The following is a 14,839-nucleotide window of genomic DNA, read 5'->3' on the forward strand; positions in this document are numbered from 1 at the left end:
ACTCACCTGCGTCCCCCCGACATGCGATTGGTCAGTGCGGTGTTCAGCGCGGCGACCACCAGGATGATGAGGAACAGCGCCCAGGACATCGCGGCGGCGTACCCGAGGTTGAGGTCCTTCCAGCCCACCCGGTAGATCAGCTGGGCCACGGTCTGCCACTCCCCGCCGGAACCCCCGGTGGCGGCCTGTGCGTTGAGGTCGAACAGCATCGGCTCGGTGAACAACTGGAGCCCGCCGATGGTGGAGAGCACCACGCTGAAGATGAGCACCGGACGGATCATCGGCACGGTGATCCGCCAGAGCTGACGCCAGGGGCCGGCCCCGTCCAGGGCCGAGGCCTCGTACACGTCCCGGGGAATGGACTGCATAGCGGCCAGGAAGAGCAGGGCGTGGTAGCCGACCCACTTCCAGTTGACCATCGTGGCGATGGCGATCCAGGAGTGCAGCTTGTCGGCCCGCCAGTCGATCGGATTCTCGGTGCCGATCCCGACCAGCCCGAGCGCCCAGTTCGCCATGCCCAGGTCACGGGCGAAGAAGACGTTGAACACCAGGGTGGAGGCGGTGATCGGGGTGATGTACGGCAGCAACGCGCTGACCCGCCACCAGGTCTGGCCCCGCAGCCGACGGTTCAGCATCGAGGCGACGACCAGCGCCAGCAGCAGTTGCGGGATGGTGGAGAGCAGGAAGATGCCGAAGGTGTTGTAGAGGGCGTTGCCGAAGTCGCCGTCGGTGAACAGCCGGCGGAAGTTCTCCGTCCCGGCCCAGCCGGTCAGGTCCGGCTGGTCCAGGCGCCAGTGCCGCAGTGCCACCACCGCGTTGAAGACCATCGGGAACAGCCCGAAGACGAGGAAGAGCAGGAAGAACGGCGCGATCAACAGGTACGGCACGTAACGCACGTCGAAGCGGTGGAGCCGATCCCGCCAGGTCATCGACCGGTCGGGGGCCGCCCCTCGGCGGCGGAGGGCCGGTTCGCCGGCCGCGCGCGTGGTGGGCATGAGGACACACTCCAGGTACGACGGGACGACGGACCGGTGCCGGGGCGCGCGGACCCGCCCGCGCGCCCCGGTCACCTCACCTGCTGGCCTTCTCGGCTTCCTTGATCGCCTCGGCCCAGGCCGCGTCCGACTTCAGGGTGCCGTTCTGCACCCGGTTGATCACGTTCTCCACCGCCACCCGGGTCGGTCCGTTCTTCCGTCCCAGGTACTGCGGCGTCAGGCCCTCGGCCATCTTCGGGAAGATCTGCCCGACCGGCGCCGAGTTGAAGAACTCGTTCTTGAAGTCGGCGATCGCCGGATCGGTGTAGAGCCCGGGCTGTGAGGGCAGGTTGCCTACCGTCTTGAAGACCTCGATCTGCTGTTCGGGTTGGATCAGCCACTCCAGGAACTTGTACGCCTCATCGATGTTCTTTCCCTGCTTGGGGACGGTCAGGAAGGACCCGCCCCAGTTGCCACCACCGCCGGGCACCGCAGCGATGTCCCACTTGCCCTCGGTCCCGGGCGCGGTGTTCTGGATGTGACCGAGCATCCATGCCGGGCAGGTGAGCACCGCGAAGGAGCCGTTGGTGAAACCCTTGTCCCAGTCGGCCTGGAAGCTGGTCAGGTTGGCCGACAGGCCCAGGTCGGCGGCCTTGACCGCGTAGTCGAAGGCGACCTTCGGGCCGCCCGCCATCAGCAGCCGCTCCTCGGAGTCGTAGAAGCCGACCGGCTGCTGGCCGAGGATCGGGTTGAACAGGTTCGTCGCGTTGTCGAGGAACTTCCTGTTCGTCTGGGCTACATAGCGCTGGCCCACCGTCAGGAAGTCGTCCCAGGTGGGCCAGAGGGCGGAGACCTGGTCCCGGTCGGTGGGCAGGCCGGCGGCGGCGAACAGGTCCGTGCGGTAGCACATGGCCAGGCCGCCCACGTCGGTGCCGAGAGCGATCTGGGTCCTGCCGTCGGCCGACAGCGACTGCTTCCACTTCCACGGCAGATAGTTGCTCTCGTACTTGCCCGCACCACGGTCGAGCAGGTTGACGAACTGGTCCGCCTGGCTGCGGAACTGCACCATGAAGCCCTCGTCGATGGCCGCGATGTCGGGCGCACCGGAACCGGCGATCAGCTTCTTCTGCAGGTCCTCGTGCTGGGCGTTGTACTCGCCCGAGTTGAGGGCGATCCTGACGTTCGAGTGCTCGGCCTCGTACCTGGTCTTGAGCTCCTGGAGGCCGAAGTCGCCCCAGAAGTTGATCGTCAGGGTGACCTGACCGTCACCGCCGGTGCCACCGGTGGTGCTGCGTCCGCTGCAGGCTACGACGAGGGAGCCGACCGCCAGTGCCACGGCTGCTACCCGCAGCCATCGAGGCGTAGACCGCTTCATGACCCATCCTCCAAGACGAGTGGGATCGATACAAAGATCGAGATACATCGACTGAACCGGATAAGTGACGCCACCGTACGGGGACGCATCAGGCGTGTCAACGGCGGGTCACCAAACCGGCCCGCCCGTAACCTCAGGACGACAAAACCCTGATCCACCCGGCGATACAGGGGGCCTGGCCGGCTCAGCTCGACAGAACCCGAGCCCTCAGGTGCTGGGCTGAACCGAACAAGTTGCCACCTTCAGGCCCACACCTGGTCGGTGGCCATCGGCGGGTAGCCTGTCCAGCGGACAACGGACTGGCTCAGGAGGGCGTACGCCGGTGAAGCGGCCCACGATCGCGGATGTCGCCCGGCGGGCGGGGGTTTCCAAGGGCGCGGTGTCGTACGCCCTCAACGGCCAGCCCGGGGTCTCCGAGGCGACCCGGCAACGCATCCTCGCCATCGCCGCCGAGATCGGCTTCAGCCCCAGCAGTGCGGCCCGGGCCCTGTCCGGGGCCACCGCCCGGGCCATCGGCCTGATCCTCGCCCGCCCCGCCCAGACCCTCGGCATAGAACCCTTCTTCATGGAGCTGATCAGTGGCGTCGAGGCGGAGTTGTCCGCCCGGTCGTACGCCCTGACCCTCCAGGTGGTCGCCGACCCGCAGGCCGAGATCGCGGTCTACCGCCGGTGGTGGGGTGAGCGGCGGGTCGACGGGGTGCTGGTCTGCGACCTGCGCACCGACGACCAGCGGGTGCCGGTGCTGGAGGAGTTGGGGCTGCCCGCCGTGGTGATCGGGGGGCCGTCCGGCACCGGGCGGCTGGCCAGCGTCTGGGCCGACGACGCCGCGGCCCTCGTGGAGACCGTGGAGTACCTGTACGCCCTGGGGCATCGCCGGGTGGCCCGGGTGGCCGGCCTGCCCGACCTGCTGCACACCGACATCCGCACCCGGGCCTTCACCGAGGTGTGTCAGCGTCTGGGGCTGGCCGAGTCGGTCGTCGTCTCGACGGACTACACCGGGGAGGAAGGGGCCCGGGTGACCCGGCGGTTGCTCAGCTCCCGGGTCCGCCCCACCGCGGTGATCTACGACAACGACGTGATGGCCATCGCCGGGTTGTCCGTGGCCCAGGAGATGGGGTTGACCGTTCCCGCCGATCTGTCCATCGTGGCCTGGGACGACTCTCCACTGTGTCGGCTGGTGCATCCGCCGCTGACCGCGGTGGGCCGGGACATCCCGGCCTACGGGGCACATGCCGCCCGGCAACTCCTTCGGCTCATCGAGGGTGCTCCCGCGACCGACCTGCAGGACGAACAGGCACACCTGAGCCCCCGTGGCAGCACCGGTCCGGCGGCATGAACCGGTTAAGCGATCACCGGAAGGTGTACGGGAAGTCCTCGAAGTACGCCTCCACCCGCTCGGCCGTGGCGGGCCGGGCCAGCTCGTACCCCTGGCCGTAGCGGAACCCGGCCCGGCGGGCCGCCTCGACCTGGTGGGCGGATTCCAGCTTGTCGGCGACCACCTCCACCCCCAACCGGTCGGCGACCGTGACCACCACGTCCAGCAGAGGGCGCTCCCCGTCGGCCCCGGCCACCTCCGGTCCCACTTTCAGCAGGTCGATCGGCAGTCGCCGGAGCTGGGCCAGGGAGGCCTGCTCGACCCGGAAGTCGTCCAGAGCGGTCCGGATGCCCATCGACCGCAGCCCGGCCAACCGGGCCACCACGGTCGACAACTCCGCACCCACCCGTGGCTCGGCCACCTCGACCACCAGCTGATCCGGCGCCACCCCGTACGCCGCCAGGACCGCCGCCGTCCGGGGCACGAAATCCGGCGAGGTCAGCTCCCGGACGGTGACATTGACCCCCATCCGCAGCCGTCGTCCCCCGAGGGACCACTCCGCCACCTGCCGGCAGGCCCGGTCCAACACCCAGGCGTCCAACTCGCCGGTGATGTCGAGATCCTCGGCCACCGGCAGCAACTCGGCGGGGAAGACCGTGCCGAGCACCGGACTGCGCCAACGAAGCAGGGCCTCCGTACCGACCGGCAGCCGGTCGCCGAGCCCGACCACCGGCTGGTAGACCAGGTCCAACTCGCCTCGGGCGACCGCGCCGGGCAGTTCCCGTTCCAGGTCCAGTCGGCGGACCAGTTGCTCTTCCAGGTACGCGTCGTACCACTCGATCCGGTCCCGACCCAGCTGGGTGGCGCGTCGGCGGGCCAGTTCCGCCTGGCGCAACACGTCCTCCGGGCGACCGTGGGCCAGTTCGGCCAGCCCGATACTGGCCCGTGAGCGCAGCACCGCCCCGGACACCTCGTACGGCCGGTTCAACGTGGCCAGCAGCCGGGCGCCCAGGGCGTAGGCCAGCAACGAGGCGGCGCCGGTGACCACCGCGAAACCGCTGCCGGTCAGGTCTACCACCTCGTCCTCGGGGGTGGTCACGGCCCGGGCCCGGCGGAGGGCCTCGGCGACCATGTCGTCCCGCACGGTCATCCCGGGCAACTCCGCGAGGTGCAGGTCGACCACCAGCAGGGTGCCGCCCGCCGACTCCGACCGGGCCACCAGGGCCCGCAGCAGGGCGGCACGGCCACGGAGTACGGACTCCTCGACGGCCAGGGTCGCCGGGGTGCTCTCCGGGCCGGCGGGGGTCGGCGTCACCGAGGCCGGGGTGGTCTGCGGGTCGCCGGGGGTCGGGGCTCCCGGGCTCGTAGTGGTCTGCGCTGCCGGGGTCGGGGTGGTCTCCGGGACGGGGTCGAGCAGTTCGCGGGCCACCAGGGCGGGCACCACGGCGAGGGCCAGCAGCACGGTGGTGCGGTCCGGCAGCCGCCCGGACTGGAGGTGGTGGACGGTGGCCAGCACCACCCCGGCCGCCGGCACCACCACCCGTGGCCAGAGCGCCGTGGCCGCCGGTGTCGGCTCCGAGTCCGTCTCCACCACCCGCCGCACCCCGGCGGCGGTCAGCAGCACCCCGATCACCAGGGGGGCCACCGCCACCAGGGCCGCCCGCCCCACCTCGGTCGGCAGCGCCACCAGCAGGGTCAGGGCCAGCAGGGTCAGTCCTGCCCCGGCCCGACACCGGGTTATCCCGGAGTGCCGGTGCGGCCCGGTCAGCGCGGCGAGCACGGCTACCGCCAGCACCCCGACGGCCACTGCGGCGACCAGCCGCACCTGGGCGGACACCCCGGCGTACGGCAGCAGCAACCAGGCGGTGAGCACCAGGGCGGCTCCGGCCGCCACCCCGTCGAGCAGCCGACGACGGGGCATCCGGGCGGAGGGTTCCGCCCGGCGGGGCAGGCTGAACAGGCCACCGGCCAGCAGTCCGGCGGTACCGGCCAGTCCGGCGAGGGCGGCCGCCGGGCGGCCACCGACGGAGACCAGCGGCAGCACCGCCACGGACAGCCCGGCGATCACCACGGCCGCGTGCAGCAGGGCGGCGGCCCGACGGGGGCGGGCCGCACGGCGACGGGCCAGCCGCCCGCCACCCGGACCGGCGGTCGGCACCTCGGGGCCGGCGGCCAGGCGGGACAGCCGCACCCCGGCCAGGGTCGAACCGGCCGCGCCGGCCAGCGCCACCACCGCCAGCCCCGGCATCGCTCCGGCGGCGCTGACCAGGACGAGAACGGCCGCCACCGCGACAACGCAGAGCTCCGGCAGGGGGGTACGTCGGAGGGTGGCGCGGAACACGGACGCGACGGGCACGACATTCGCCTTCGTGAGGGGGCACGGGGGCGGTGCGGCGGTGCGAGGGGCGAACAGCTAGTCGGCCACTCGTCCCCGTAAACGAGCCAGCGCGCAAGCAGTGACGCCCGGTGAGCCAGATCACTGTACGCGCTCGGTTGAGCACACGCAGCAGGGCCCTCGTCCGCCACCCGGTGCCGTCCGCCGCCCTGCGGGTGGAATCATCGAGGGGTGAGCCGCACCGAGAGCACCCGATTCCGACACCATCAGGCCCTCCTGGTGGGGGCGATCATCGGCACCATCGGTGCCCTGCCCCTGGCCAGCGCCAGCGCGTACCTGCTGCCGGTGTTGCTGGTGCCCCTGGCCGTGGGGGTCTGGGCCTGGCGGGCCGGTACGGACGCGGACCGCGACGGGCTGCGGCTACGGGCCCTGGTCGGCGACCGCCGGATCCGCTGGGACCAGATCGTCGAGCTGGGCGGCGACGCCCGCGGCCGGGCGGTGGCCCAACTCGACGACGGCTCTCGACTCGTCCTGCCCGCGGTACGCCAGCGGGACCTGCCGCTGCTGGTCGCCGCGGCCGGACAGGGCGAGGTCCAGGCGGCTCAGTAGCCGTCCACCACCACGTTGTCGGGCTGCTCCCCGGCGACGAAGCGCCGGATCTGTCGCCCCACCAGGTCGTACGCCCGAGGCAGCAGCCCGCGTACCGACCCGGCCACATGCGGGGTGATCAGCACGTTCGGCAGCTCCCAGAGCGGATGGTCGGCGGGCAGGGGTTCCGGGTCGGTGACGTCCAGGGCCGCGCTGATCCGGCCGGTCGTCACCTCGGCCACCAGCGCCTTCGTGTCCACGACCGGTCCCCGGGCGGCGTTCACCAGCAGGGCGCCGTCCGGCATCGCGGCCAGGAAGGCTTCGTCGACCAGGCCCCGGGTCTGCTCGGTCAGCGGCACCAGCAGCACCACGATGTCGGCCTGCGGCAGCAGGGTGGGCAGGGCCTCCACCTCGTGCACCCCCGGTCGCGCCGTCCGGGCCACCAGGTCGAACTGCACCTCGAAGGGGGCCAGCCGGTTCCGCACGGCGGTACCGATCGAACCGGCACCGACGATCAGCACACGTTTGCCGGTCAGCTCGTCGGTCGGGGCCACCTCGTCGTACGCCCACCGACGCTGGGGCTGGGCGCGGGCCAGGGCCGGGAAGCCACGCAGCTGGGACAGGATGGCGGTGACCACCCACTCGGCGGTCGAGGGATCGTGCACCCCCCGGGCATCGCAGAGCAGGACCCCCGGCGGGATCCGCCCGATCCACGGATCCGCCCCGGCCGAGAGCAGCTGGACCACCGCCAGGTCGGGCAGTTCCCGCAGCAGGGTGGTGGCCGCCGCCGGGGCCAGGAAGGGCGGCACCCAGAACCGGACACCGGCGGTCGAGGAGGGCAGCCGGTCCGGATCGCTCATCGTCTCGACGATGACCTCCGGCGGCAGCTCACCCAGCAGGTCGTGACCGGTCTCGTGCGGAATCCATACCTTCACGCTGGCTGACGATAGCCCCGGCGACGGCCAGCGCCACGGCGGGTCGGCGGATGCGGGCACCGGCGCGGGCGTCCACGGCGGGCTACCCTGGGCCGCGTGAGCGCCCGTCTGCCACTCCCCCGTGCCCGTAAGCTCCGTACCCTCCTGGGGGTGTCCTGCGCGACACTCCTGCTGGTCGCCACCGGTTGCAGCCTCGGCGAACCGGAGCCGGATCCCGCCGGTGAACCGCCGAACCTGCCCACCCCCTCCGCCGGGGCGGGCGAGGGCGACCGGGAGGTCGTCGCCACCGTGCTCGCCCAGGGGCTGCGGGTGCCGTGGGGCATCGCCTTCCTGCCCGACGGCGGGGCCCTGGTCACCGAACGGGACAGCGGCCGGATAGTCCAGGTCGGCCCGGAGTCGACCACGGACGGTCTGCGGGTCACCGAGGTGCAGACCATCGACGAGGTGGTCGCCTCGGGCGAGGGTGGCCTGCTGGGCATCGCGGTGTCACCGCAGTACGCGCAGGACAGGACGGTCTTCGTCTACTACACCGCCGAACAGGACAACCGGATCGCCCGGTTGCGGATCGGCGAGAAACCCACCCCGATCCTGACCGGCATCCCCAAGGCCGGCATCCACAACGGCGGCGGCCTGGCCTTCGGCCCCGACGGGCACCTCTACGCCAGCACCGGCGACGCCGGGGACACCGACCAGTCCCAGGACGCCGAGCAGCTCGGCGGCAAGATCCTGCGGATCACCCCGGAGGGCAAGCCCGCGCCCGGCAACCCCTTCCCGGACTCCCCGGTCTGGTCCCTGGGCCACCGCAACGTGCAGGGCATCGCCTGGGACGGCGACCGGATGTACGCCGTCGAGTTCGGTCAGAACACCTGGGACGAGATCAACCAGATCACCAAGGGCAAGAACTACGGCTGGCCCGAGGTGGAGGGCCGAGGGGACGACGACAAGTACGTCGACCCGATCGTGCAGTGGTCTACCGACGAGGCCTCCTGCTCCGGGCTGGCGGCCACCGAACGCACCCTGGCCACCGCCTGCCTGCGCGGCCAGCGTCTCTGGCTGGTCGAGCTGACCGACGCCGGGACGGTGCTCGGGCAGCCCCAGGCCCTGCTGACCGAGCGGTACGGGCGGCTGCGCGCGGTGGCCACCGCCCCGGACGGCTCGATCTGGGTGGGCACCTCCAACCATGACGGGCGGGGCCGTCCCGCCGCCGAGGACGACCGACTGTTGCGACTTGTTTTCGCAGGTGGCGGAGCTGGGCGAAGCTGAGGCAGGCTCTAGTACAGCACCCTCAGGTTTGTCAAGATCCTTCGGCGGGCAGGTCAGAGTCTCGATATGGGCGATCAGGAACACGGGCAGCCGCCCCACGGCGCGGAGCCGACCCGTCGCACCCGCCGCTTCCCCGCGCTGCGGCGGGGCAATGCGGCGTCCCCCCGCCGTGGGCGGTCCACCGGCCTACGCCGAATAGGGACGGCTCTGGCCGTGCTGGTCGTCACCCTGGCCGGGGTGCTGCTCGGCACCCTGGCCGGCGGGCAGGTCGAGACGGACATCGGTCCCTTCCGCGCCAAGCTGTCCATCTCACCGACCACGGTCGGCGGCACCACCATCAAGATCCCGCCGCTGGGCGCTCTCCTGCTCAACAGCCATGACGGGCCCACCCAGTTGACCGTGGAGCTGGGTGCGCTGGACCAGAGCCGGGTCGAGGCCTTGCTGGACGACCCGGCGAGTCTCAACCGGGCCACCCAGTCGGCGGTCGACGAGGTCCACGACGGGGTACTGCGGCTAGGGCTGCGTACCCTCGGGGCCACCGTGCTGGCCACCGTGCTGCTGGCCCTGCTGGTGTTCCGGGACACCCGCCGGGCCGCCTGGGCGGGCGGGCTGGCCCTGCTGATCGCCGCGGGCAGCCTGGGCACCGCCGCGAGCACCCTGCGACCCCAGGCCATCGAGGAGCCGACCTACGAGGGGCTGCTGGTCAACGCCCCCGCGATCGTCGGCGACGTACGCAAGATCGCCAACGACTACACCCGGTACGCCGAGCAGCTCCAACGCCTCATCGGCAACGTCACCCAGCTCTACACCACCGTGTCGGCGCTGCCGGTGTACGAGCAGGATCCCGGCACCACCCGGGTCCTGCACATCTCCGACATGCACCTCAACCCGGCCGCCTGGCAGCTCATCCGCACCGTGGTGGAGCAGTTCGGCATCGACGTGGTCATCGACACCGGGGACATCACCGACTGGGGCAGCGAGCCGGAGGCCTCCTACGTCGGCTCGATCAGCCTGCTGCGCAAGCCGTACGTCTACATCCGGGGCAACCACGACTCCGGTCGTACGGCGGCGGCGGTGGCCCGCCAACCGAACGCGATCGTGCTGGACAACGCGACCACCACGGTCGCCGGACTGACCATCGCCGGCATCGGCGACCCCCGCTTCACCCCGGACAAGAGCACCTCCCCGGCCGCCGGCAGCCCGGTCCCGCCCACCGCGGACGAACTGGTCACCACCGGTCAGACCCTGGCCGCCACCATCCGCAGCTCCCCCAAGCCGGTGAACCTCGCCCTGGTGCACGACCCCGTCATCGCCGGCCCCCTGTCCGGCACCACCCCGCTGGTGCTCGCCGGTCACACTCACCGGCGGCAGATCGAACAGCTGCCGGAGGTACCGGGCCAGCAGCCCACCACCCTGATGGTGCAGGGTTCCACCGGCGGCGCCGGACTACGCGGCCTGGAGGGCGAGGAGCCGACCCCGCTGACCATGACGGTGCTCTACTTCGACCAGGACAAGCAGCTCCAGGCCTACGACACCATCACCGTCGGAGGCACCGGCCAAGCCCAGGTCAACCTGGAACGCACCGTCATAACTCCCCCCGTCACCCCCACTCCCCCCACCACCCCAACCCCCACCCCCACCCGCTAACCCCGCCCCCCTCTCACCTCACCTCACCTCACCTCACCCCGCCCCGCCCCGCCCCGCCCCGCCCCGCCCCGCCCCGCCCCGCCCCGCCCCGGCGATCTTGCACTTTTGGTCGCTGATTTGGGTGGTTTGCGAGGTTTATGGCGTCAAAAAGTGCAAGATCGCCGAGGTGCAGGGGTGGCGGCGGGTGGGCGCTGGGGTGGGTGGGGGGTGGGGGGGTGAGGGGGAGGGGGTCAGTGGAGGGAGAGGGCGGCCAGGGCGGCGTTGACGATGCTGCCGGGGAGCAGGTCGTGCAGGTCGTAGAGCTCGTGGACGCTGCCGGACTGGCCGAACTCGTCCACCCCCAGCGGCACCGCCGGGGCGGCCAGGGCCGAGCCCAGCCAGGCCATCGCGTGCGAGGCGGCGTCGTGCACGGTGACCACCGGGGTCCGGTCGGCGAAGGCCGACCGCAGGGCCCCCGGCACACTGGGCACGGTCGCCGTGCGTACCCCCTGCCGCAGGGTGCGCTGCCAGGCCCGGTAGAGGCGGTCGAGGCTGGTGACGTCCACGACGTGGGCGGCCACCCCCTCCTCGGCCAGTTCCGCCGCGGCGGTCAGCACCTCGGGCAGTACCGCACCCGAGGCGGCCAGCTGCACCGTCGGGGCCCCGGCCAGGTGCGGGTACGCCTGGTGGGCGTCGACCAGCCGGTACGCCCCGGCCAGCACCTGCCGCCGCAGCACCGCGTCACCGAGGCGGGCGCGGGCCGCCTCGAAGGGTGCCTGGTCCATCGGTCGGGTACTCAGCCGGAAGTAGTACGCCCCGTCCTCGGTCGGTGCCGCGGTCGCCGCGGGCTGGTCCGGGCCGGCGATCTGCCCCAGGGCGTCGCAGAGCAGCCAGTCCAGGCTGGTCGCGTACGCCGGCTCGATGAAGGTCACCCCGGGCAGTTCCAGGCCCACGCTCGCGGTGATGGTGGACTGGTGGGCGCCGCCCTCCGGAGCCAGGGTGATGCCCGACGGGGTTCCGGCGACCACGAACCGGGAGCCGGAGTAGGTGCCGTAGAGGAAGGCGTCCAGGCCCCGCAGCACGAAGGGGTCGTACACCGTGCCGACCGGCAGCAGCGGCTGCCCGGACAGGTCCCAGGCCAGGCCGAGCTGGCCGAGCAGCAGGAACAGGTTCATCTCGGAGATGCCCAGCTCGATGTGCTGCCCCTCGGGGCTCTCCGTCCAGCGCAGCATCCGGTCTTCCGACCAGGACCGCTGGGCGGTCGGCGCGAACACCCCGGTCTTGTTGATGAACCCGGCCAGGTTGGTCGAGGTCGCCACGTCCGGCGCGGTGGTGACGAGGTACCTGCCCACCTGCGGATCCCGGGCCAGGTCGACCAGCACCCGACCGAAGACCTCCTGGGTGGAGATCGGCTTGGTGGCGCGTACCTTCGTGGTCTGGGGGACGGTGACTCCCAGCGCCCGCCGACGGGGCGCGCGGGACAGCGCCTCCCGACGCTGCCCGGCCCGGATGCCCGCGGGCGAGGCCGGGTCGAGGCGGTCCCACTCGGTGTCCGGGGTCAGGCCGTGCGCGGCCCGCAGGGCCTCGATCTGGTCGCCGGTGAGTAGCGCGGAATGGTTGCGCGGATTGCCGGCGATCGGCAGACCCCAACCCTTGACGGTGTACGCGAACACGACACTCGGCCGGTCGGTCACCGCGTCACACTGGGCGTACGCGTCGAGCAGCGCCGCCAGGTCGTGCCCGCCCAGGTCGGTGACCAGGGGGCCCAGTTCGGCGTCCGGAATGTCCTCGACGAAGGTGGCCACCGCGTTCGGCGCGCCGTCGAGGAACTGCTTGCGCAGCTCCGGTCCGGTCAGCCCGAACAGCGACTGGTACTGCTCGTTGGGCATCGCGTCGATCCAGTCGCGCAGCGCCTCCCCACCGGGCTGGGCGTACGCCTCGGCCAGCTTGCGGCCGTACTTGACCTCGACCACGTGCCAGCCGGCCGCTTCGAACTGCCCCCGCCACTGGTCGATGCGTACCCCCGGCACCACCCGGTCCAGCGACTGCCGGTTGAAGTCGACCACCCACATCACGTTGCCGAGCCCGGTGGTGGCCGGGTCGGCGACCGCCTCCCAGATGTTGCCCTCGTCCAGCTCGGCGTCACCGATCAACGCGACGAACCGCGAGTGCGGGCGGGCCCCGAAGTGCGCGTCCACGTAGCGGCGGGTCACCGCGGCGAACAGCGGCGCGGCCGCACCCAGGCCGACCGACCCGGTGGAGAAGTCCACCCCGTCGGGGTCCTTCGTCCGCGAAGGGTACGACTGGAGACCACCCCGGGCCCGCAGCCGAGTCAGGTAGGACCGGTCCAGGTTGCCCAGCAGGTACTGAATGGCATGGAAAACCGGGGAGGCGTGCGGCTTGACCGCGACCCGGTCCTCGCCATCCAGATGCGCGAACCACAACGCCGTCATCGCACTGACCAGCGATGCACTGGAGGCCTGATGCCCCCCGACCTTGACCCCGTCCCCGGTCACCCGTTCCCGATTGGCCGCATCCACGATCCGGGTGGCCAACCACAACACCCGCCGCTGAATCTCATCGAGAACACCAACATCGTGCTGCTGCACAGCTGAACTCCATCCGAACGTCACCATTGACGCCCTACAGGACCCACCCCCTCCCCCCTCTCCCCTCTCCCCCACTCCCCCATCTGCCCCCGTTGATCATGAGGTTGGCGGCAGCCGTTGATCTCCAAGGTGCCGCCAACCTCATGATCAACGGGGCGAGACGGGGGTGGGGGTGGGGGTGGGGTGGGGGTTAGGGGGTGGGGGTGGGGGTGGGGGTGGGGGTTAGGGGGTGGGGGTTAGGCGGGTGAGGATCAGGTCGCGGACGGTTTTGGCGTCGGCTTGGCCTCGGGTGGTCTTCATTACGGCGCCTACCAGGGCTCCGGCGGCGGCTACCTTGCCGCTGCGGATCTTGTCGGCGATGTCGGGGTTGGCGGCGATCGCCTCGTCCACGGCGGCGGTGAGGGCGCTGGTGTCGGAGACGACCTCCAGGCTCCGGGCGGTCATGATCTCGGTGGGCGATCCCTCACCGGCGACCACGCCTTCCAGCACGGCACGGGCCAGCTTGTCGTTGAGCTTGCCGGCGTCGACCAGGCTCTGCAGCTCGGCGACCTGCGCCGGGGTGGCCCCGATGTCGGCCAGTTCCACACCGGTCTCGTTGGCCCGCCGGGACAGCTCACCCAGCCACCACTTGCGGGCGGCGGCCGGGGAGGCACCGGCGGCGACCGTCTGCTCGATCAGCTCGACCGCACCGGCGTTGAGCACCGACTGCATGTCCGTGTCCGACAGGCCCCACGCCTCCTGGAGGCGACGGCGGTGCAGCCGGGGCAGCTCCGGCAGGGCGGCCTTCAGCTCGGCCACCCAGGCCGGGTCGGGGGCGATGGGGACCAGGTCCGGCTCCGGGAAGTAGCGGTAGTCGGTGGCGGTCTCCTTGGACCGGCCCGGGGTGGTGTCCCCGGTGTCCTCGTGGAAGTGCCGGGTCTCCTGGGTGATCCGACCGCCGGCATCCAGTACGGAGGCCTGGCGCAGCATCTCCGAGCGGACCGCCCGCTCGACCGAGCGCAGCGAGTTGACGTTCTTGGTCTCGGTACGGGTGCCCCACTCCTCGCCGGGCAGGTTCAGCGAGGTGTTGACATCACACCGCAGCGAACCTTCCTCCATGCGGACGTCGGAGACCCCCAGGGAGCGGATCACGTCACGCAGCTCGGCGACGTACGCGCGGGCCACCTCGGGGGCGAGGGCACCGGTGCCGGGGATCGGCTTGGTGACGATCTCGACCAGGGGGATGCCGGCCCGGTTGTAGTCGACGAGGGACTCGGTGGCGCCGTGGATGCGGCCGGTGGCGCCGCCGACGTGCAGCGTCTTGCCGGTGTCCTCCTCCAGGTGCACCCGCTCGATGCCGATGCGCACCAGCTCGCCGTTGACCTCGACGTCCAGGTAGCCGTCGAAGCAGAGGGGCTCGTCGTACTGGCTGATCTGGAAGTTCTTCGGCATGTCCGGGTAGAAGTAGTTCTTCCGGGCGAACCGGCACCACTGCGCAATCGAGCAGTTCAGCGCCAGGCCGATCCGGATGGTCGCCTCGATGGCGGCCTTGTTGGCCACCGGCAGGGAGCCGGGCAGGCCCAGGCAGACCGGGCAGACCCGGGTGTTCGGCTCGCCGCCGAAGTCGGTCGGGCAGCCGCACCACATCTTGGTGTTCGTGCCCAGCTCGACGTGGGTCTCCAGGCCGATCACCGGCTCGTATCGCGCGACGACCTCGTCGTACGCGGGCAGCGTCGTGGTCATGAGAACTCCAGCTTTGCAGGCGGTAGCCGGCCCACGGCGGCATCCGGACACAACGCCGCCAAGCCTAACCGTTCCACCTGGCCCGCCTCGGCCGGGC

Annotated in this window: 10 protein-coding genes; 4 read left to right on the forward strand and 6 right to left on the reverse strand. The window is 71.5% G+C overall.

The features are described from left to right. Nucleotides 1-2: 2 nt before the first annotated feature. Nucleotides 3-995, reverse strand: a complete 993-nt coding sequence (locus OIE53_RS15970; protein ID WP_327022337.1) for a carbohydrate ABC transporter permease — start codon at nucleotides 993-995, stop codon at nucleotides 3-5. Nucleotides 996-1,071: 76 nt separating this feature from the next. Further along, the gene (locus OIE53_RS15975; protein ID WP_327022338.1) at nucleotides 1,072-2,349 is read right to left on the reverse strand and encodes an ABC transporter substrate-binding protein; all 1,278 of its coding nucleotides are present in this window, start codon (nucleotides 2,347-2,349) and stop codon (nucleotides 1,072-1,074) included. Nucleotides 2,350-2,671: 322 nt separating this feature from the next. On the opposite strand from OIE53_RS15975, the gene OIE53_RS15980 reads away from it, so the two are divergent. Then, nucleotides 2,672-3,685 carry a LacI family DNA-binding transcriptional regulator gene (locus OIE53_RS15980; RefSeq protein ID WP_327022339.1) on the forward strand — a complete coding sequence of 338 codons (1,014 nt, stop codon included), beginning with the start codon at nucleotides 2,672-2,674 and terminating at the stop codon, nucleotides 3,683-3,685. Between the two features lie 13 nt (nucleotides 3,686-3,698). Here the strand turns inward: OIE53_RS15980 and OIE53_RS15985 are convergent, their stop codons facing one another. Further along, on the reverse strand, nucleotides 3,699-6,020 hold the full coding sequence (locus OIE53_RS15985; RefSeq protein ID WP_327022340.1) for an EAL domain-containing protein: 2,322 nt from the start codon (nucleotides 6,018-6,020) through the stop codon (nucleotides 3,699-3,701). A gap of 210 nt (nucleotides 6,021-6,230) precedes the next feature. On the opposite strand from OIE53_RS15985, the gene OIE53_RS15990 reads away from it, so the two are divergent. After that, nucleotides 6,231-6,608, forward strand: coding sequence for a PH domain-containing protein (locus OIE53_RS15990; protein WP_327022341.1), 378 nt, complete (start codon nucleotides 6,231-6,233; stop codon nucleotides 6,606-6,608). Here the strand turns inward: OIE53_RS15990 and OIE53_RS15995 are convergent. Further along, nucleotides 6,602-7,522, reverse strand: a complete 921-nt coding sequence (locus tag OIE53_RS15995) for a 2-hydroxyacid dehydrogenase (RefSeq protein WP_327022342.1) — start codon at nucleotides 7,520-7,522, stop codon at nucleotides 6,602-6,604. The two genes, OIE53_RS15990 and OIE53_RS15995, sit on opposite strands and share 7 nt — an antisense overlap. A gap of 96 nt (nucleotides 7,523-7,618) precedes the next feature. On the opposite strand from OIE53_RS15995, the gene OIE53_RS16000 reads away from it, so the two are divergent. Together OIE53_RS16000 and OIE53_RS16005 are read left to right on the forward strand one after the other, a co-directional pair. Then, complete coding sequence (locus tag OIE53_RS16000) at nucleotides 7,619-8,785, forward strand: PQQ-dependent sugar dehydrogenase (protein WP_327022343.1); 1,167 nt, start codon at nucleotides 7,619-7,621, stop codon at nucleotides 8,783-8,785. A 66-nt stretch (nucleotides 8,786-8,851) separates the two neighbouring features. Continuing rightward, nucleotides 8,852-10,432, forward strand: a complete 1,581-nt coding sequence (locus OIE53_RS16005; protein WP_327022344.1) for a metallophosphoesterase — start codon at nucleotides 8,852-8,854, stop codon at nucleotides 10,430-10,432. Between the two features lie 230 nt (nucleotides 10,433-10,662). Here the strand turns inward: OIE53_RS16005 and OIE53_RS16010 are convergent, their stop codons facing one another. Both OIE53_RS16010 and gatB read right to left on the reverse strand, forming a co-directional pair. Continuing rightward, nucleotides 10,663-13,020: a transketolase-like TK C-terminal-containing protein gene (locus tag OIE53_RS16010; RefSeq protein ID WP_327022345.1), complete on the reverse strand. Its 2,358-nt coding sequence runs from the start codon at nucleotides 13,018-13,020 to the stop codon at nucleotides 10,663-10,665. Between the two features lie 222 nt (nucleotides 13,021-13,242). Then, nucleotides 13,243-14,742, reverse strand: a complete 1,500-nt coding sequence (gene gatB, locus OIE53_RS16015) for an Asp-tRNA(Asn)/Glu-tRNA(Gln) amidotransferase subunit GatB (protein ID WP_327022346.1) — start codon at nucleotides 14,740-14,742, stop codon at nucleotides 13,243-13,245. Between the last annotated feature and the right edge of the window lie 97 nt (nucleotides 14,743-14,839).

Origin of the sequence: Micromonospora sp. NBC_01739 (genome assembly GCF_035920385.1) — a bacterium.
Lineage (GTDB): Bacteria > Actinomycetota > Actinomycetes > Mycobacteriales > Micromonosporaceae > Micromonospora.